This window comes from Streptomyces ardesiacus (genome assembly GCF_003112575.1).
In the GTDB taxonomy this organism is placed as follows: domain Bacteria; phylum Actinomycetota; class Actinomycetes; order Streptomycetales; family Streptomycetaceae; genus Streptomyces; species Streptomyces ardesiacus.
The window spans coordinates 166,530-184,194 of sequence record NZ_BEWC01000008.1 but is presented as its reverse complement, the minus strand read 5'-3'; the positions used below and the strand labels follow the sequence as shown (position 1 = coordinate 184,194).

General features: G+C 75.6%; 10 protein-coding genes. 9 read left to right on the top strand and 1 reads right to left on the bottom strand.

All coding sequences use genetic code 11. From position 1 onward, the window contains the following. Positions 1-67 precede the first annotated feature (67 nt). Positions 68-439, top strand: a complete 372-nt coding sequence (locus Sdi02f_RS25925; RefSeq protein WP_031081806.1) for a BlaI/MecI/CopY family transcriptional regulator — start codon at positions 68-70, stop codon at positions 437-439. Beyond that, positions 436-1,365: a M56 family metallopeptidase gene (locus Sdi02f_RS25920; RefSeq protein WP_108934116.1), complete on the top strand. Its 930-nt coding sequence runs from the start codon at positions 436-438 to the stop codon at positions 1,363-1,365. The genes Sdi02f_RS25925 and Sdi02f_RS25920 overlap by 4 nt, the downstream gene beginning before the upstream one ends. A 127-nt stretch (positions 1,366-1,492) precedes the next feature. Here the strand turns inward: Sdi02f_RS25920 and Sdi02f_RS25915 are convergent, their stop codons facing one another. Continuing rightward, positions 1,493-2,326, bottom strand: coding sequence for a serine hydrolase (locus Sdi02f_RS25915; protein ID WP_382210659.1), 834 nt, complete (start codon positions 2,324-2,326; stop codon positions 1,493-1,495). A 288-nt stretch (positions 2,327-2,614) separates the two neighbouring features. Between Sdi02f_RS25915 and Sdi02f_RS25910 the strand changes: the two genes are divergently transcribed. From Sdi02f_RS25910 to Sdi02f_RS25880, 7 genes are all read left to right on the top strand, one after another. Beyond that, the gene (locus Sdi02f_RS25910; RefSeq protein ID WP_053638176.1) at positions 2,615-3,199 is read left to right on the top strand and encodes a DinB family protein; all 585 of its coding nucleotides are present in this window, start codon (positions 2,615-2,617) and stop codon (positions 3,197-3,199) included. Positions 3,200-3,373: 174 nt separating this feature from the next. After that, positions 3,374-4,456 (top strand): DNA polymerase III subunit beta family protein, encoded by a 1,083-nt coding sequence (locus Sdi02f_RS25905; protein WP_031081814.1) that lies wholly within the window; start codon positions 3,374-3,376, stop codon positions 4,454-4,456. Positions 4,457-4,579: 123 nt separating this feature from the next. Next, entirely contained in the window at positions 4,580-5,434 is an 855-nt protein-coding gene (locus Sdi02f_RS25900) for a DUF4132 domain-containing protein (protein WP_053663220.1), read from the top strand. Beyond that, a complete protein-coding gene (locus tag Sdi02f_RS25895; protein ID WP_108934115.1) occupies positions 5,431-10,656 on the top strand; it encodes a hypothetical protein in 5,226 nt (1,741 codons plus the stop codon). Before Sdi02f_RS25900 ends, Sdi02f_RS25895 begins: the two co-directional genes overlap by 4 nt. Before the next feature lie 52 nt (positions 10,657-10,708). Further along, positions 10,709-11,878 carry an ATP-binding protein gene (locus Sdi02f_RS25890; RefSeq protein ID WP_030401796.1) on the top strand — a complete coding sequence of 390 codons (1,170 nt, stop codon included), beginning with the start codon at positions 10,709-10,711 and terminating at the stop codon, positions 11,876-11,878. Between the two features lie 4 nt (positions 11,879-11,882). Further along, entirely contained in the window at positions 11,883-15,713 is a 3,831-nt protein-coding gene (locus Sdi02f_RS25885) for a vWA domain-containing protein (protein WP_108934114.1), read from the top strand. After that, the gene (locus Sdi02f_RS25880) at positions 15,710-17,644 is read left to right on the top strand and encodes an SWIM zinc finger family protein (RefSeq protein ID WP_108934113.1); all 1,935 of its coding nucleotides are present in this window, start codon (positions 15,710-15,712) and stop codon (positions 17,642-17,644) included. Before Sdi02f_RS25885 ends, Sdi02f_RS25880 begins: the two co-directional genes overlap by 4 nt. The last annotated feature ends 21 nt before the right edge of the window (positions 17,645-17,665 follow it).

Genomic DNA, 17,665 nt, shown 5'->3' with positions numbered 1-17,665 from the left:
AGCCAGTGACTACAATTCTGTAGACCGTCTACTGCACTGTAGACGACAACGGGGTGAGGACCGTTCCATGACCGACCCGAAGGACGAACGCCGGCCGGCCGGCGAACTCGAAGCCGCCGTGATGGCCGCCCTGTGGGCCGCCGGAGCGCCACTCACCCCGGTGCAGGTCCAGGCCGAACTCTCCTCCGGCCTGGCCCGCACGACGGTGGTGACGATCCTGTCGCGCCTCTACGACAAGGGCGTCGTGGACCGCGAGCGACAAGGGCGCGGCTACGCCTACGTCCCGGTGCAGGACGCGCCGGGGCTGACCGCCCGGCGCATGCACACGGAACTCGACCGGGACGCGAACCGGGAGACCGTCCTCGCCCGGTTCGTCGCCCAGCTCAGCCCCGACGACGAGGAGCTGCTGCGCCAGCTGCTGGAGGGGGACGAGACGTGATCTTCCTCCTCCTCGTCCCGCTCCTGCTGCCCTTCGCCCTGTCGGCACTGGCCCGGCACGCCCTCCCGCGCCTCGCTCCGGTCAGCGCCCTGCGGGTCCTGACCGCGTGCGATCTCGCGTGCTCCGGCGCGTGTGTGGCCGCCCTCGGCGCCCTCGTGCTGGTCGGACTGCTCAAGCTCTCCCCTTTCGCGGCACTCGGCGACCTGATCCACCCTCTGCACACACCCTCGAACCTCGTCGTCCTCCCCACGGCCGCGCTCGCCACCGGCGCGCTCGCCCTCGGCCTGTGGACCCTGGCCCGCTCAGCCGTGCGGCAGGTGTGGGCCCTGCGCGCCGCTCGGGCGGAGGCCGGCCGCCGCCCCGCCGCCGGCGACCTGTGCGTTGTCGACTCGCCCCACCCGGACGCCTACGCGCTGCCCGGCAGACCCCATCGGATCGTCGTCACCACCGCGATGCTGCGCGAGCTGGACCCCGCCGAACGGGAAGCCCTCTTCGCCCACGAGCGGGCCCACAACACGGGCGGCCACCACTACTTCCTCGCGGCCGCCGAACTCGCCGCCCACGGCCACCCCGCGCTTCGCGCCACCCGCGCGACCATCCGGCTCGCCGCGGAACGTGCCGCCGACGAGAGCGCCGCCGACGTCATCGGCGACCGCCGGCTCCTGGCCCGGGCCATCGCCCGCGCCGCGCTCGCGGGGAATCCCCGGCGCTCCACCCGCCCGGACTTCGCCCCCGGGGCCGCCACGGGCCCCGTTCCCCAGCGGGTCGCCGCCCTTCTCGCGCCGGGCGCCGGCCGCTCGCACACCTTGCGCTGGATCGCCCTGCTCCTCACCGTCTGCGCCGTCCTGCCCACCACGGCCGCGGCCACCGGCGTAGTGGCCCTCCATCACGCCGTCGAGGTCGCCCAGGGCGAAGAGCGCCCTTGAAAGCCGGGCGCCCGCCGGGGCGGGCGCACTCCCCACCGGGCAGGCGAGGCCGACCGGCCGAGGTCCGTCCCGCCAGGGTCCGTCCCGCCTGGGCCCGTCCCGCCTGGGCCCGTCCCGCCGGGGCCCGTCAGGTCCGGGCCGTCGCCGCCACGGCTTGTCTGGCCGCCCGCTCCACCACGGAGATGCCCTCGCTCATCGACCCGCTGCCGTCCGACAGCACGGCGACGAGGTAGCGGTGTCCGTCCACGGTGACCCGGCCGACGCTGTTGACGTCCCAGAGCCCGGTGGCCGTGCGCTGCAGCCAGCCGTTCTTCAACGCGTAGCCCGATCCGGAAACCGCCGAGACCCCCCACGCCTGGTCGTCCGCGACGCGGGTCATCAGGGTCTGGATGTACGTCCGGGAGTCCTTGTTCAGCGGGGAGGCGGGATGCGCCGTGGCGGCGCCGTCGAACACGGAGAGCAGGAGCCGGATCTGGTCGCTCGCCGTGGTCCGCGTCAGCCCCCACTTCGCGCCGGGACCGCCCTGGGTCGCGGTCAGGCCCAGGCGCTTGTTGGCCGCCTCCAGGGCCGGCGCCCCGCCGATCTCACGCCACAGGGTGTTCGTCGCCGCGTTGTCGCTGTTTCGGATCATCGGTTCGGCCAGTGCGCGTTCCTGGGCGGTGAGGTGCCTGCCCGCGTCCTGGGCCTGCAGCAGCAGGGTCGCGAGGACGTCGACCTTGACCACACTGGCGGTGTCGTACGCGGTGTCCTTGCCGTTCAGCAGCGGCTTTCGGCTCCCGCCGTCGAGACTGAGCACCGCCGCCGTCACGCGCGTCTTGTCCGGGCTCTGCGCCGCGGTGCCGGCGGCGAACGCCGGGACCGCGTGCAGGCCGCCCAGGGAGAACAGGGCCGTCACGGAGGCCAGCACCACACCGGCGCCCGCACGGCTCCTGCGCAGTGATGCGCCCTTCATCTTCGGCATGCGACGCAAGAGTGACATGAAAAACAGACCTCAATAATGTGATCACGAAAGGAATCAAATTCAGAGAATAAGAGAAATTCCCGCCACAAAAAGTGACCCCCGTCACTGCATTCCCGTTACGGGCCCCTTTGTGAGAAAACCCATAAGAGGTTGTCTCACGTGGCAATTTCGCGAGCTTTTTGCACTGGCTCAGAGCGGAGGCCCCGGCCGGACCTCGGCCCTGCCGGTCGTTGCGGTCCACGTACGGGATCTTGAGGCCATGCGTAGCCCATGGCAGGCTCATGCCGCATGATCGACGCATTCGCGAAGGACAACTTGCACGGAAGACTGCGGCGGGACCGCGAGGCGCTGCTCTGGAAGCTCGACGGCTTGTCCGAGTACGACGCGCGCCGACCGTTGACAGCCACCGGGACCAACCTCCTCGGGCTGGTCAAGCACATGGCCGGCGTCGAGGCCAGATACTTCGGCGAGGTCTTCGACCGCCCGCACCCGGAACCACTGCCCCGGTGGCAGGACCACGACGGCAGTGATCTGTGGGCGACCGAGGACGAGACCCGCGATCAGATCGTCGAGTCCTACCGGCACACGTGGGAGCACTCGGATGCGACGATCAACGAGCTTCCCCTCGACGCCCCCGGCCACGTGCCGTGGTGGCCGGAGCCCTATTCCCACACGAACCTGTTCGCCATCCTGGTCCACGTCCTCGGCGAGACCAACCGGCATGCCGGGCACGCCGACATCCTGCGCGAAGGCGTCGACGGCCGAACCGGGATGCGGCCCGAACACGAGACGCAGATCGATCGGGAAGCCCGCGCCGCCTACTGCGCGAAGATCGAGCAGGCCGCCCGATCGGTCGCATCGGCCAGGGCATAGAAGGCTGTTCCACGTGAGGTGGTCTCGGGACCGCTCCGCGTGACGAACGGGCCGTGTTCACCGCAGTGGTGCGGTCGACGCGTCGACCCCATGGGCGTTCGGCCCTGCCACGATGTGCTCCGGGTTGACCCTCGACCTGGTTCAGGGATCAGAGTCTCCCGCGTGGAGAGCGAGATGCGCAGCATTGGGGAGATGGCCCGCGACAGCGGACTGGGCGTCAGCGCCCTGCGGTTCTACGACCGTGCCGGGGTGCTGGTCCCCGCCCGGGTCGACCCGGTGAGCGGCTACCGCTGGTACGCCCCGGAGCAGCTCGACGAGGCCAGGGTGCTGGTCCGGCTGCGGAGGGCGGGCATGCCGTTGGCGGACGTCCGGCTGGTCCTGGCCGGCTGGTCCGACGCGGAGGCCGACCTCGTACGCGGGCTGCTCCAGGCGCACCTGCGCCGTCTCGAACGGGGGCTGACCGAGGCCCGCGGCGCGTTCTCCACGCTCCGAGCCCAACTCGACCACAGGGAGAACCCCATGACCACCAGCACCGGCACAGTCCGGCTGTCCCTCTCCGCGTCCGCACTGGCGGGCGCGCTCGACGCGGTCCGTTTCGCCGTCGGCGAGGATCCCGAACTCCCGATGCTCGGCGGGGTGCTCTTCGACGTCGAGGACGACGCGCTCCGTGTCGTGGCCACCGACCGGTACCGGATGGCGGTCGCCCACATGGACTGCGCCGGACACGGTGGACCGCGTGAACAGGTCGTCGTGCCCGCCCCGCTCGTCGACGCGATGCGCGCGCTGCTGGGCGACGGGGAATCCGCCCTGTTCACCGTGGCGGCCGGCCGCGTGACGCTGGAGGCGGGGGAACGCGAGGTGTCCGGACAGCGCCTGGCCCACGACTTCCCCGACTACCGCCGACTGGTCCGCTTGCCGGCCGGCAAGCGGGTCGTGGTCGATGTGCCCGCGCTCCGGGAGGCGTTGGAGACCGGACCCGTCCGCACGGCCGAGGCGGGCGGGTCCGGCCCGGCCGCGCGTGAGGTCAGCGTGCTGGCGGCGACGGACGGCGGCACGGTGGCCGTCTGCGGGGACGGTGACGAGGACGGGGACGGCGTCGGGGTCGACCGCGCGTTCCTGCTGGACGCGCTCTCCGCCGGGGACCGGGACCGCCTCCTCCTGGAGTTCGGGCCCGCCCCCACCGCGCCGCTGGCGATCCGCCGGACGGACGACGAGGGGACGTTCTCGCTGCTGATGCCGGTCCGTCTGGACCACTGACGGCGAGCCGGCCGCCCTCCCCCCTCGGTCCGTCCCCGGCCTCCGTTCCCGGTGCCCACGGCGTTGTCAGTGGCCTCGCCTAAAGTCGTCAGCACTTGATCACTGCGGTGCGGGGAGGCACTCATGGGGTGGGTGACGGCCGGGGACTACGAGGTCGCCCTGGACGACGGAAAGGTGGTGTGCCGCAATGCCGCCGGACGGCGGCTGAAGTCGGTTCCGCCCAAGCTCGCGGACGACCCCGCGGTGGTCGGACTGCGGCAGCTCGCCGAGTGGCTGGAGCGGCACGAGCGCGAGTGCCTCAGCGACGTGGAGCGCTGGATGGTGCGCTCGCTGCCCGTGCCCCTCGCCGTGCTCACCCGGGTGTGGCCGGACCCGGCCTGGCGTTCGGCCCTGCACGACCTCGTGGTCACCGGCGCCGACGGCGAGGTCGCCGGCTTCCTGCGGGACGCCGACCCCGAGCGCGGCCTCGGCCTCGTCGACCTCGACGGGGACACGGTGCGCATCGCTCCCGACCTGGTCCGCCTTCCGCATCCCGTGCTTCTCGAAGACCTGGAGGAGCTGCGGGAGTTCGCCGTCGAGCTCGGCGTCGAGCAGCGGGCGCAGCAGCTCTTCCGCGAGGTGTGGCACCGCCCCGCCGCACTCGACGCCGAGGCCGGCTCCGTCGAGGAGTACGCGGGCGGAGTGTTCAAGGAACTGCGCTTCCTGCACGGCCGAGCCGCCCAGCTCGGTCACCGGGTACGCGGCGGGTACGCCGTCTGTTCCGTCTGGGAGGACGGCCGGAGCGTGGAGGCCCGCGTGTGGGTCGGCGACTACGACGGCTACGAGGAGACGGAGACCGGCCCCCTGATGTGGACCGACGCCGCCGGACAGGTGCTGAAGCTGGGCCGGGTGGGCCCGGTGGCCTGGTCGGAGGGCATGCGCATGGCCGCCGCGCTGTACGCCGGCCGCGACATCGAGGACGAGGAGCGGGCCGCATGAGCGCCACGGACACCCCCACGACGGCCCGCGGCGGCACCGTCGGGCGCACGGGCCCCGGCTCCGCCGACGCCACCGCCTCCGCCTCCGCCCTGCTCGAAGCCGGGGCGCTGCTGCCGCCGGGCATGAGCGCCCGGGAGGACGCCGACACCCTCACCGTCCGTACGTACACCCATGCCGCGCTGGGCGAGCGCAGCGTCGTGCGGCTGGTGCCGGGCACCCTCGGGGAGGCCGAGGACCTGGCTCTGGACTTCCTCGGGCTGGTACGGGACGCCGAGACTCCCGAGGTCGGGCAGGTCAGGCGGGAGGCCCTCGGCTTCCCCGCCTGGGCACTGGTCAACGACCCGGCCAACGGGCACCACGCGCTGGCCCTGGTCAAGGACGTGGAGCGGCTCGCGCGCCAGGCGAAGTCCCGCCCGGGCACCGCCAAGGAGGGCTTCGAGAAGCTCGGTGAGCGGCTCGGCCGGGCCGTGCCGCACTTCCTGCCGACCTTCTACGAGCAGGCCGCACGGATCTTCCTCCAGTTCGACAACACCACGTACGCGGCCGCCTTCTTCGGCAAGGCCCGTGACGCGGAGCGGGTGCACGCGCTCGCCGTCGACGAGCAGCGGCAGCGTGCCGTGTTCCTGGAGTTCGCGTTCGCCGGGGCGTTGACCGTCAAGGCGCTGAAGCAGCACGTGAAGGATCTCGCCGCCCGGCTGGACGCCACCGAGGCGTGGGCGCAGTTCCGTCAGCTCGCCGTGGAACGCTGTGCGGCCGGCATGCCGCCCTACGCGTCGCTGCCGCAGGACGCGCGCGTGCTGATCAAGGCGGCCGGGCTGCCCAGGACGGACGCGGAGTGCGACCTCGTCGCCGATCTGGTCGCCTCGCCCGCCGCGGTCCGTGCCCCCGCCTCCTTCTGGACCGCCTACCGGGCGACCCTGCGGGTCCTCGCCGAACGGCGGCCCGCCGTCAGGAAGCGGCTGCTGGAGATCATGCCGGCCGGTCTGGACCACGGCACGAAGAGCGACGACTTCTGGCTGGAGCTGCTGGCCGAATGCGGCGCCGACCGGCTGCTGACCGGCGAGGACGCTCAGGACAGTGAGGACAGTGGGCCCGGTCGAGGCAGGACGGGCGGTGAGGACGGTGAGGCGGCGGCCGGCAGCGGCACGGCGGTCGGGGCGGCGCAGGACGTCGACGCGGCGGACTGGCTGAGCCGTTGGGCCGCCCACCGCAAGCGCGGTGCCGCGGTGTGCGACAGTTCCCCGGCCACTCTTGCCCTCGTGGCCCGGATGGCGCCCCGGCTGCGTGCCGACGGACGGACGGTCGACCTGTTCACCGGCCGCCGGCACGCGGGCGTCGACATCGCGCTGCTCGACCTGTGCGCGGCACAGGGCGTCCCCCTGGCCGTGCCCGCTCCCGACGTCGAGGTCCACCTCGGACTGGACCGCTGGGTGCGCGACACCCGGCCCGGACGGCGCGACCTGGCCGCCGTCGCGGCGGACCCGCGGCTTCGCCCCCTGCTCCTGCGGGCGGTCGGGTCCGCGGGGCACGAGCGGCATTCCGGCCAGGTGCTGGACCATCTCGCCGGCCATCCCGTACTCGGCGGAGTGCTGCGCGAGTGGCTGGACGGCGCCGTCGGTGCGCTCTCCGGCGCGGTGGGCCTGCCCGGGGCGCGCGAGGCGCTGCACCGGCTGGCCCCCTACCGGTCGGTGGCTCCCCGGGTCAATCCCGAGGCCGTCGCCCGCGCCGCCGGGTACGAGGCGGCGCCGCTGCTCGGGCGTACGCTGCGGGCCGGCATCCTCGACGAACTGGGCTGGCCCGCCCTCGAAGAGGCCCTGCGGCTGCTCGACGCCGAGACGCGGGCCCGGACCGGGAAGGGGAACGGATCCGGTCCCGGGACCCACGGGGACCGCGACACCTCCCTGATGGTGAACGAGGCGTGGCCCTGCCTGATCCTCAACCGCGGACACAAGGTGGTCGTCGTGGGCCCGGACGGGATCGTGCTCGACCACGAGTTGAGGCTCCCGCCCGGCCTGGACCGCTGGCAGCGCCCGCAGTTCCGTTACACCGACGGCGAACTGCTCGTGGTGTGGTGGCAGGACGGCAAGCAGCGCGGCTACTGGTCCACGCGCCCGGCGGAGATCCTGACCCTCACCGGCGAGCGGATCTCCCACTGGTGGCGCAACGACGACGCGGGGGCTCCCTCCCTCCCGTTGCCCGGCGGAGGCCGGGCCACCGGCGGCGGCACCCTGCACGCCGGCGACACCGTCCTGCCGGCGAGCCGACCCGTCATCGGGGACGGCACCTCGTACTGGCGGCAGGGCAGGCAGGGGCGACGGCACGTGTGGCTGGAGTACGACCCCGCGACGGGTGCGCACAGTCGCGCGTCCCTGCCCGCCTTCCTCCGCGCCGGCATCAGCGACGACGCGGTGCTGCTGCAGGACCGGTGCGAGGTCCTGCCCCTGCAACCAGGGCTGGAGCACAGCCCGTTCGGCACCGACGGCGCCGTGCTCGGGCGCTGGGTGAGGGCTGTGGAGGAAGGGGGCGAGACGCTGACCACCGCGGGGACGCCCGACGGCCGGACCGTCACGCTGCGTACCTCCCGGCCCGGGGAAGACGTCACCCCGCTGGGTGCGCTGCGCCTGCCCGGCGGCGCCGCGCCCGTCGTGGCCCGCACGCGACGCCGGATCGCCCTGTTCGCACCGGACGACGGCAGCGACACGGGCGTTCTCGGCCGGGTGACGCCGGTGGAGCGGGGCGGGGAGTTCGCCGCGGGCACGGCCCTCGTCCCGCCGGTCTCCTTCTGGCACGCGCTGCGGCCCCGGGACGAGCGTGCCTCGGCCGTTCTGCGTGCCTTCACCGACGAGGAGGCGTCCGGCCTGCTGCGCGCGGCGAGGCGGGCACTGGACGAACGCCGGGCGCAGGCGGACGCGGCGAAGGCCGCGGCCGAAGCGGCCGGTGAGCACGGCGAGGGCGCCGGGCCGGCCGCGGCCGGGCACCCGTCCACGGTGCCGTCCGCCGAGGACGTGGTGCGCGGGGCCGTGTCCCAGGCTCTTCCCGCCCTCACCGACAAGCGGCTCCTCGCCGGTGTGACGGCCCTGGTCCGCGCGACGCTCCAGACCGCCGACACGGTCAGCCGCTTCGTCACTCCCCCCGTGGAGCAGCCGAAGCCGGAACGGAAGCGGATCGAGGGCATGTTCGCGGACTACCGGCCCCGGCACGGCGACGACCGCACCCTGCGCGAGGCGGCCGACGGCCTGGCCCGGTTGTGGGGCGGCGAGGGCCAGTGGACCGCGCTCCGCCAGATCCGCGCCGTGAACCACGTGCTGGCGGGACGGCCCGCCGACGGCAGGCGCCTGCCCGACCGCGCCCGTCTGTCCGCCCTCGGCGACGGGTGGAACAGCGACGAGCACACCGTTCCCCGCATCGGCGTGATCTGGCCGGACCTGCTGGGGGTGCTGCGGCCACTGGCCTACCGGGCCACCGCACCGACCACGCCGGAGGCCGACCGGGAGGCGCTGCTCCTCTTGTTCGAGGCGCTCTGCGAAGGGCCGCTCGCCGCTCCCGGCGAGGGGCTTCGAGAGATCGTCCTGGGCGAGCCCCACGACCCGAAGCGGCAGCAGGAGCGCTCCGGTCAGGTGCTGCGCCGCAACGGCCGCACCGTGGTCGTGCTCGGCTGCCGGAACATCGACTACGCCCGCGACCGGGTCAACTGGCTCGCGCTCGACCACGATCCGACGGGCACGTTCGGGGCCGTCGCCCACTTCACGCTGGAGCGGGAGACCCGGCACACCACGACGGTCCCGGCCGACACACTGGCGGCACTCACCCGGCTGACCCGGGACAAGGGAGCCGCACCCTGGCAGCCCGAGGCACCCGCCGCGCTCGCGGCGACCACCCGCGGGGGCCTCGGACCGCTCCAGGCCACGGTGCTCCTCGCCGGGCAACCGGATCGCCTCGACCCCGGCGCACTGGCCACGGCCGGGCTCAAGCCGCGTCAGCTCGACGCGGGCAACCGCATGCTGAGCCCGCTCCCCGCCGCGGACCGGGCGGCGCTCGTCGGCGCCCTGCTGCCCGACGACCCCGGTGCGCTGTGGACGGTGGGACCGGACACGGAGGCCGTCGGCCGGGCCTGGGCCGAGCGGCTCGGTTCCCTCGTCCGCGTGCCCGAGGACCTGGCCGCCACACTCGACGGCCTGCCGGTCGGGTCCGCCGAGGCGGTGCTCAACCCGGCACGCACGCCCTGGCTCAGCCGCACCACGGTCCAACGGCCGGACGAGAACGGACGGCTGGTCGCGGAGGACCCCGCCGCGGTGCCCAGCCGTCACGCGCTGACCGGCGCCGTCGACACCCTTGCCGCGCTCGCCTACGCCCTTCCCCACGGCCACCCGTTGCGTGCGGCCCTGCCCGACGGTCTGGCGGCGCTGCGCCGCCGCCTGACCGACCCGGGTCTGCTGCTCGACCTGGACGTGGAGTGGACGGAGAAGGGAGGCACCACCGCCGCCGAGATCCGCAAGGCGTACGGGCTGCCCGCCGCGGGCGGCGCCGACGCGGACGGCACGACGCGGGTCGGTGAGGCCCTCGTCCTGCGCCCCTGGCACGGCGACAGGGAGACCGTCCTGGTGCGCCCGGCCGGCCTCACCGGCCCGGACGACGCCGTGTTCGGGCTGGTCGAAGGGCTCGTGGGCACGGCACGGGCCTCCGGGATGCGCGCCCTGCGCACCGTCCTGGGCGGTGACCTGTCGCGGAGCCTCGCCGCCGGTCCGGTTCCCGAAGGGGCCGCCGGACACGCCCAGGACCCCACGCTCAGCGTTCCGGCGCTCGTCACCGAGGTGGCGACGGCGCACGGTCTGAGCGAGGACGCTGCGGCGCTCTACCTGCAGTTGCTCGCCCTGCCCGACCCGACCGACCGCAACTGCGCCCGCTGGACCGGCTGGCGGCCGGCGCGCGCGAAGAAGGCCCGGGCCGAACTCGCCGCCACGGGGCTGGTCGTCGAGGCCAGACGGCCGCGGGCCGGCCGTTCCCTCTTCCTGCCCTGCGGCTGGCTCGACCTCAAGTCGCCCGCTCTGCCGGTGGAGACGTGGAAGGAGGGTCTCTACCGGGTGGGTGAAGGCTTCCGGGCGGTTCCGCTGCTCCCGGTACCCGAGCTGTTCACCCGTGCCTGGGAGCGGGTGCGCTCCCAGGACGCGCCCGCGTACGAGGAGCTCACCACCCGTGCCACGCGCAGGGGACGCCGCCGGTGACCCCGCACGAAGCCCCTGTGACCGCTGCCCGTCCCGACCGGAAGATCCGTCGATGACCACCACCCTCTCCCCCGACAGCACCCGCCAGATCGTGCCGCCGGAAGACCGCTACGCGTCCGAACTGGCCTTCCTCGCCGCCTACGACGACGGTCCGCGCCCGCCGGCCTGGCGGCTCACGCCCCGTGCCGTGGTCACCTTCGTCATGGGCAGCGACGGCCGTGCCCTGAGCCTGCCCGAGGGCGCCGAGGCGCCCGAGGGGGTGCCGCGCCGGCTGGTGGTGGAGGGCAAGTTCGTCGGCGACCGGGCGCTGGTCGAGCGGTGTGTCGTCACGCTCGCGGGGGAACGCGGTCTGCTGCTCGTCGGCGAGCCCGGCACCGCCAAGTCCATGCTGTCCGAGTTGCTGTCGGCGGCCGTGTGCGGCACCAGCGGGCTGGTGGTGCAGGGCACGGCGGGTACGACGGAGGACCAGCTCAAGTACGGCTGGAACTACGCCCTGTTGCTCGCCCAGGGCCCCAGCCGGACGGCACTGGTGCCCTCGCCGGTCCTGACCGCGATGACCCGGGGCGGCATCGCCCGCGTCGAGGAGGTGACCCGCTGCCTGCCGGAGGTGCAGGACGCCCTGGTCTCCCTGCTCTCCGAGCGGCGCATCGCCGTGCCCGAGCTCTCGGGCACCGAGGACGCCCTGGCCCACGCCGCCCCCGGTTTCAACCTGATCGCCACCGCCAACCTCCGCGACAAGGGCGTCTCCGAGATGTCCGCCGCGCTCAAGCGCCGTTTCAACTTCGAGACGGTCGGCCCCATCCCGGACCTGGACGCCGAGACCGCCCTGGTCCGCAGCCAGGCACGGGCCTCGGTCGAGCGGGCGGGGGCGCCCTTCCAGGTCGACGAGGCGGTCCTGGAGGCACTGGTCGTCGCCTTCCGCGACCTGCGCGAGGGCCGGTCGGCGGAGGGCTGGGAGGTCGAACGCCCCTCCACCGTCATGAGCACCGCGGAGGCCGTGTCGGTCGCGGGCGCGCTGGCGCTCGCCGCGGCCTACTTCCCCGGCGACCGCGACGTGCTGGGGCTGCTGCCCGGGCATCTCCTCGGCGTGGTCCGCAAGGACGATCCCGCCGACGCGGCCCGGCTGCGCGGGTACTGGGACGGCCCGGTCCGGCGCCGCGCGGAGCAGGGTTCGGCCACCTGGCGCACCCTGTGGGACCTGCGCACGGTCCTGGAGGGCTGAGGCCGTGTCCCCCTCCCTCGCTTCTCCCGGCCCCTCCTCCCCCGGCGCCCGTTCCCTCTCCCGGCCGCTGTCGGCGGACGAGGCGGTGGCAGCGCTCACCGCTGCCTCGGCGCCCTTCCTCATCGGTGTGCGCCATCATGCTCCGTCCCTGGCCGCGGCCGTGCCCGCGCTGCTGGACGGGGCGGCTCCGGACGTGCTGCTGGTCGAGCTGCCGGCCGAGATGCAGGAGTGGCTCCCCTGGCTGGGCCACGCGGAGACCCGGGCGCCGGTCGCGCTGGCCGCGGCCTGCGCGGAGGAGGGGGCGGGGCCCGCCTTCTATCCGTTCGCCGACTTCTCCCCGGAGCTGGCCGCCGTGCGCTGGGCCTGCCGGCAGGGCGTCCCGGTCGTCGCCTGCGACCTGCCGCTGGCCGACCGGGCCTGGCGGGAGGGGACGCACTCAGGGCCCCGCGTCCCGCGCCCCGGGTCCGCGCCGGACACGGCACCCGGGGACCGCACGGCATCCGGGACCTCCACGGCACCCGAGACCGGTTCGGCACCCGTTTCCGGGACGGCGCCCACCGTGCCGGAGCCGGGCCGTGCGGGCGGCGTGGCCCCGGACCGTGCCGGGCTGACCACGGCGCTGCGGGCGAGGCTCACCGGCCGTCCCGGCGAGGACCTGTGGGACCGCCTCGTCGAGGCGACGGCTCCGGGTTCGGGCCCGGAGGCGCTGCGCCGTGCCGCGCTCCTGACCGGGTGGGCCCTGCGCGAGGAGGCCGCCGCCTCCACAGGCGTGCCCGGGCTGGATCTGCGGCGTGAGGCGTGGATGCGTTCCCGGCTGGCCGCCGCCACCGCGGACGGAGCACGGGCCGCCCTGGTGGTGGGCGCGTTCCACGCGCCGGCACTGCTCTCCCCGGCCACGGCGGCCGGACCCGGAGGAGGCGGCTCCGTCACGCCTGGGCAGAGGGCCGCGGCGGCCGACGGGCCCGGGTGGGTCACGTCCCTCATCCCGTACACGTACGCCCTTCTCGACGAGCGGTCCGGGTACCCCGCGGGCATCCGGGACCCCGAGTGGCAGCACCTGGTGCTGCGGACGGCCGGTGATCCGGGCGCGCTGGAGGAGGCGCTGGCCCACGCCGCCGTACGGGTGTGTGCCGCGCTGCGCGATCTCGGGCATCCGTCGGGGCCCGCGGACGCGCGGGAGATCGTGCGGCTGGCCTCGGACCTGGCGCGGCTGCGCGGTCTGCCCGCGGCGGGCCGGGGCGAGCTGGTCGAGGCGGTGCAGACCGTACTCGCGCAGGGTGAGCCGTACGGCAGGGGACGGGCCGTCGCCAGGGCGATGGAGCAGGTCCTCGTCGGTACCCGCAGCGGCCGTCCCGCGCCGGGCGCGCCGCGCAGCGGCCTCGCTCCGGCGGTCGAGGCGGAGCTGGCGGCCCTCGGGCTGCCCGGCCCGGCGTCGGCGGACTCGGGCACGCGGGGGACGAACGGCGCCGCACGCGGGACCCTCGCGTCGGGCACCACGGGGCCGGCCGGGACAGTCCGGGAGCTGCGGCTCGACCCCCTGCGCTCCGGCCTCGACCGCGCACGCGACCTGCTGCTGCGCCGCCTGACTGTGTGCGGCGTGCCGTACGCCGAGGCGCGCGGCGTCGTCGGTACGGGCGGCGCCGAGACCTTGACGACACGGTGGGAGATGCGCTGGACCCCGGCCACCGAGGCGATGCTGTCCGCGGTCGGCGTGCACGGTGTCACGCCCGCCCAGGCGGCCGAGGGCGTCCTGCGCGAGCGGTTTCGGGCGGAGCGGGACGACGGCGGACCGACCGCCGCACAGACCCTGGACGGTCTCCGGCAGGCGGCCGAGTGCGGGCTGCCGGAGCTGGCGGACGCACGGCTGGCGGAGACCGCCGACGTGCTGCCCGGTGCGGCCACGCTGCCCGAACTCCTCGACGGTCTGGGTCTGCTCGACCGGTTGCGGGCGGGGCACGTTCCGGGGCTGGGCGCCGACGAGGACCGGGCGCTCCGGGCCGGCGCCGTGGCCGAGCTCCTCACCGCTGCGGCGGTGCGCCAGGTCGACGGGCTCGGCGGGGCGGAGGACCCGGCGGACGCGCACGCCCTGCTGGAGCTGGCCCACCGCGCGGACGTGCTCGGCGGCGTCCGGCTGACCGACGCGCTGGCCCGGTTGGCCCGGGAGGGCTCACCGCTGATGCGCGGCGCCGCCGGGGCCGTCCGGGTGCTCCTCGGTCACGAGGACCCCGACGTCCTCGGCGAACGCGCCGCGTCCTGGGTCGACGCGGCACGCGACCGCGCGTCCCGTGCCGCGCTCACCGCCCGGCTCACGGGGCTGCTGACGGCCGCGGGCCCGCTGCTGGAGTCGGCGGCCCCGGCGCTGGAGCCGCTGCTCGACCGGGTGTCGGAGCTGGCCGACCGGGAGTTCCTCGACCGGCTGCCGGCGTTGCGCGGCGGCTTCGACACGCTCAGTCCGGCCGCCCGCGACCGGCTCCTCTCCGTCGTCGAGGAGCGCCTGGACGTCGACCGGACGGGCGACACCGGTGGGGTGGATCCAGCGGCGCTCGCCCTGTGGACCCGCGCCGACCTCGCGGCCCGAACCCTCCTCGGCGGGCTCGGTCTGCTCCCAGCTGCCGCGGTCCCGGACGGGGCCGCGGCCGACGAACCCGACCGCGACGACGGCGCCGCACCCGTCGCCGCCGCGCTCGTCGCCGCCCCGGACGCCGGCGCCGCGGATCGCCACCTCGGCCCCGAGGACCGCTGGCGGCTCGTGCTCGGCCGCCGTACCGACCGGCTGTCCCCCGCGGCGGCCGCGCCGGCCACCGCGTTGGACGAGTTGTACGGCAGCGGGCGCGGCGAGGGCAGCCGGGGGGATGCGACCGGGCCCGGCCGCATCGGTGCGGGCGGCGGGCGGGAGGCTTCCTATCCGAGTGTGCGCGAGTGGTCGCAGGAGCTGGCGGTGCTGTTCGGGCCGGGCGTCCGCGAGGAGGTGCTGGCGGCCGCGGCCTCCTCGGGCCGGCCCGACGTCCTGGCCGAACTCGACCCGGACGGCGTGCGGCCCTCCGCAGACCTGCTGCGCACCGTGCTCCGGCACGCGGGCGGCCTGCCGGAGGCACGGCTGGCCGCCCTCCGGCCGCTCGTGCGGCGCCTGGTCGAGGGGCTGACCCGGGAGCTGGCCACGCGGCTGCGCCCCGCGCTGCACGGCACCGTGGTCCCCCGCCCCAGCCGTCGCCCGGGCGGCGGCCTCGACCTGCCCCGCACCCTGCGGGCCAACCTGGCCTCGGCGCACCGCGGTCCGGACGGCACCGTCAGGGTCGTCCCGGAGCACCCCGTCTTCCGCACCCGGGCCAGGAGGGCCGCCGACTGGCGGCTGGTGCTGGTCACGGACGTGTCGGGCTCCATGGAGGCGTCTACCGTGTGGGCCGCCCTCACCGCGTCGGTGCTGGCGGGCGTGCCCACGCTGTCCACGCACTTCCTGGCCTTCTCCACGGAGGTCATGGACCTCACCGACCACGTGCACGACCCGCTGTCGCTGCTGCTCGAGGTCAGTGTGGGCGGCGGCACCCACATCGCCGCGGGGCTGCGGCACGCCCGCACGCTCGTCACCGTGCCCTCCCGCACCCTCGTGGTCGTCGTCAGCGACTTCGAGGAGGGCTTTCCGCTGGGCGGGCTGCTCGCCGAGGTCCGTGCCCTGGTCGGGTCCGGCTGCCACCTGCTGGGCTGCGCGAGCCTCGACGACGCGGGGCGGCCCCGCTACTCCACCGGGGTGGCCGGGCAGCTCGTCGCCGCGGGCATGCCGGTCGCCGCGCTGAGTCCGCTCGAACTGGCCCGCTGGGTGGGGGAGAAGATCGCATGAGCCCGCACCTTCCGCCGGTCAGTCCCGCGGTGACCGCCCAGCTGGTCGCGGCACTCTCCCCCAGGCTGCGCAAGCGGCTGGACGCGGGGGTCGCCAAGATCGGCGGGCGGCCCGTGGTCCGGGAGGGCGACGTCGTACGCGTCGCGGTGGACGACGACACCGACCTCGAACTGCACGCTCCCGGCGGGGTCGTGACCCGGGCCGAGGCGATCCGCTGCGGCTGTCTGCTCGCGCCGGACTGCCTGCACCGGGCCGCCGCGGCGTCGGCGGCCCCGGTCGCCGACCCCGCGGAATCCCCGGAGCCGGCGCCGCCGTCGGCCCCGTCTCCCGCCGCTGCCACCGGCCCCGCCCCTGCCCCCGGCCCCGCTCCGGCCGGCGGCCCCGTCCCCGCATCGGCCACCCCGGCCCAGCGCGCCGCCGCGGTGGCCCTGCGGGACGCGGCGGCCGCGGTGCTGGAGGCCGGCATCGACGGCGCCGGGGCCGTGCTGCAGGCCGAGTTGCTGCGGGCCGCGCACACCGCCCGGCTCGCCGGACTGCCGCGCGCGGCCGGGCGTGCCGTCGCCGTGGTCACGGCGCTGCGAGCGGCCCGCGGCGCCGACCCCGCGCACCGCCTGAGCGACCTCACCGCAGCCCTGCGCGACGTCCTGTTCCTCGCCCACCGTCTCCCGGATGCCACGGGGCCCGAACTCGCGGCGCTGTGCGGCCGGGTGCGGCAGCCGTACGCGCCGGACGGATCACTGCGCCTGTACGGACTCTTCGCCGAGCCGGTCCTGACGACGACCGGTTACGCGGGCACCGTCACCTGGACCTGCGACGCCTCCGGACGGCTCTGCACGGTTCCGGACGTGGCGCCGGGCGGCGCCGACCGGGCCATGGGCTCGGCGGACCGCGCCGTACGCGTCGGCGACACCGCCCTGACGCCCCGTGAGCTGTCCCGCGCGGGTCTCGCCGTGTCCGGGGCGACGGTCTCCCCGACGGGACGTCTGGGGGCGGGGGCGGGCGTACGGGCCGTGCGCGCCTCCGGCGCGTCGTGGCACGCCGAGCCGCTCGACCGCCTGTGGGCGGTGCCGGTGGCCGAGCAGGTGGGCCGGGCGCTGGCCGGCGACGTCGGCCTGCCCAGCGCCGACGACGCGGCCGTGCGGAAGCCGGGGGACGATCGGGACGGCCAGGACCTGCTGTTCCTCGACATCACCGTCGTCGGCACGGTCCAGGAGGCGGCGGGCGCGTGTCTCCTCGCCGACTGCGACGGCCTGGCCGTCCGGCTCGCCGCGGCCCACGACGACCCGGCCCTGCCCCACCGTGAGAACCTCCGCCTCCTCGCGCTCCTCGCGTCCGCGCGGGGCACCCGGCTGCGTGTGGTCGCCCGGCTCACGCCCGCACCGCTCCCCCGCGCCTTGCTGCTGGCGGCGAGCCACCCGACCGATCCGGACGCCCACGTCGACCTCGGTCTCGACCGGCTCCGGCGTGCGGACCTGCCCGCGACTCCGGCGCCGGGCACCGCACCGGGCGCCCGGAGCGCACCTGTCGCGCAGCCGGCGTCCGCCGCCGACGAGGCTCCCGTGCATCTGCTGCGGCGCCGGGTCCACCAGGCCGTGTCCGGGGGACGCCGCGTGCTCGCCTTCCCCGGAAGCCGGGAGTCCGAGGCCGCGCGCCTGCGCCGGTACGGCCTCGGCACCGCCGGTGAGCTGCTGGCCGAGTTGCACGACACCGCCGCGCAGCGGGCACGCGACCCCTTCGGCCGGCTGCTCCCCGCCGACACCGGACGCTTCGCCCGGGCGTGGCTCGGCGCGGCCCTGTACACGGAGGAGGTCGACCGTGCCCTGTGCGCCGCCGCCTGGGGGGTGGGCCTTCCCGAGCCCGCACCTGCCGACCGCCCCCGAACCGGCCCCGGCCCCGCGATCGCCCCGCCGGGCCGGGACGGATCACCGTAGTATCGGACGATCTCGTGGGGG

What these genes read in the sequence shown, in the direction of transcription:
- Sdi02f_RS25925 (WP_031081806.1), top strand. Translation starts at nt 68, where the DNA reads ATGACCGACCCGAAGGACGAACGCCGGCCGGCCGGCGAACTCGAAGCC.
- Sdi02f_RS25915 (WP_382210659.1), bottom strand. Translation starts at nt 2,326, where the DNA reads ATGCCGAAGATGAAGGGCGCATCACTGCGCAGGAGCCGTGCGGGCGCC.
- Sdi02f_RS25910 (WP_053638176.1), top strand. Translation starts at nt 2,615, where the DNA reads ATGATCGACGCATTCGCGAAGGACAACTTGCACGGAAGACTGCGGCGG.
- Sdi02f_RS25905 (WP_031081814.1), top strand. Translation starts at nt 3,374, where the DNA reads ATGCGCAGCATTGGGGAGATGGCCCGCGACAGCGGACTGGGCGTCAGC.
- Sdi02f_RS25900 (WP_053663220.1), top strand. Translation starts at nt 4,580, where the DNA reads ATGGGGTGGGTGACGGCCGGGGACTACGAGGTCGCCCTGGACGACGGA.
- Sdi02f_RS25895 (WP_108934115.1), top strand. Translation starts at nt 5,431, where the DNA reads ATGAGCGCCACGGACACCCCCACGACGGCCCGCGGCGGCACCGTCGGG.
- Sdi02f_RS25890 (WP_030401796.1), top strand. Translation starts at nt 10,709, where the DNA reads ATGACCACCACCCTCTCCCCCGACAGCACCCGCCAGATCGTGCCGCCG.
- Sdi02f_RS25880 (WP_108934113.1), top strand. Translation starts at nt 15,710, where the DNA reads ATGAGCCCGCACCTTCCGCCGGTCAGTCCCGCGGTGACCGCCCAGCTG.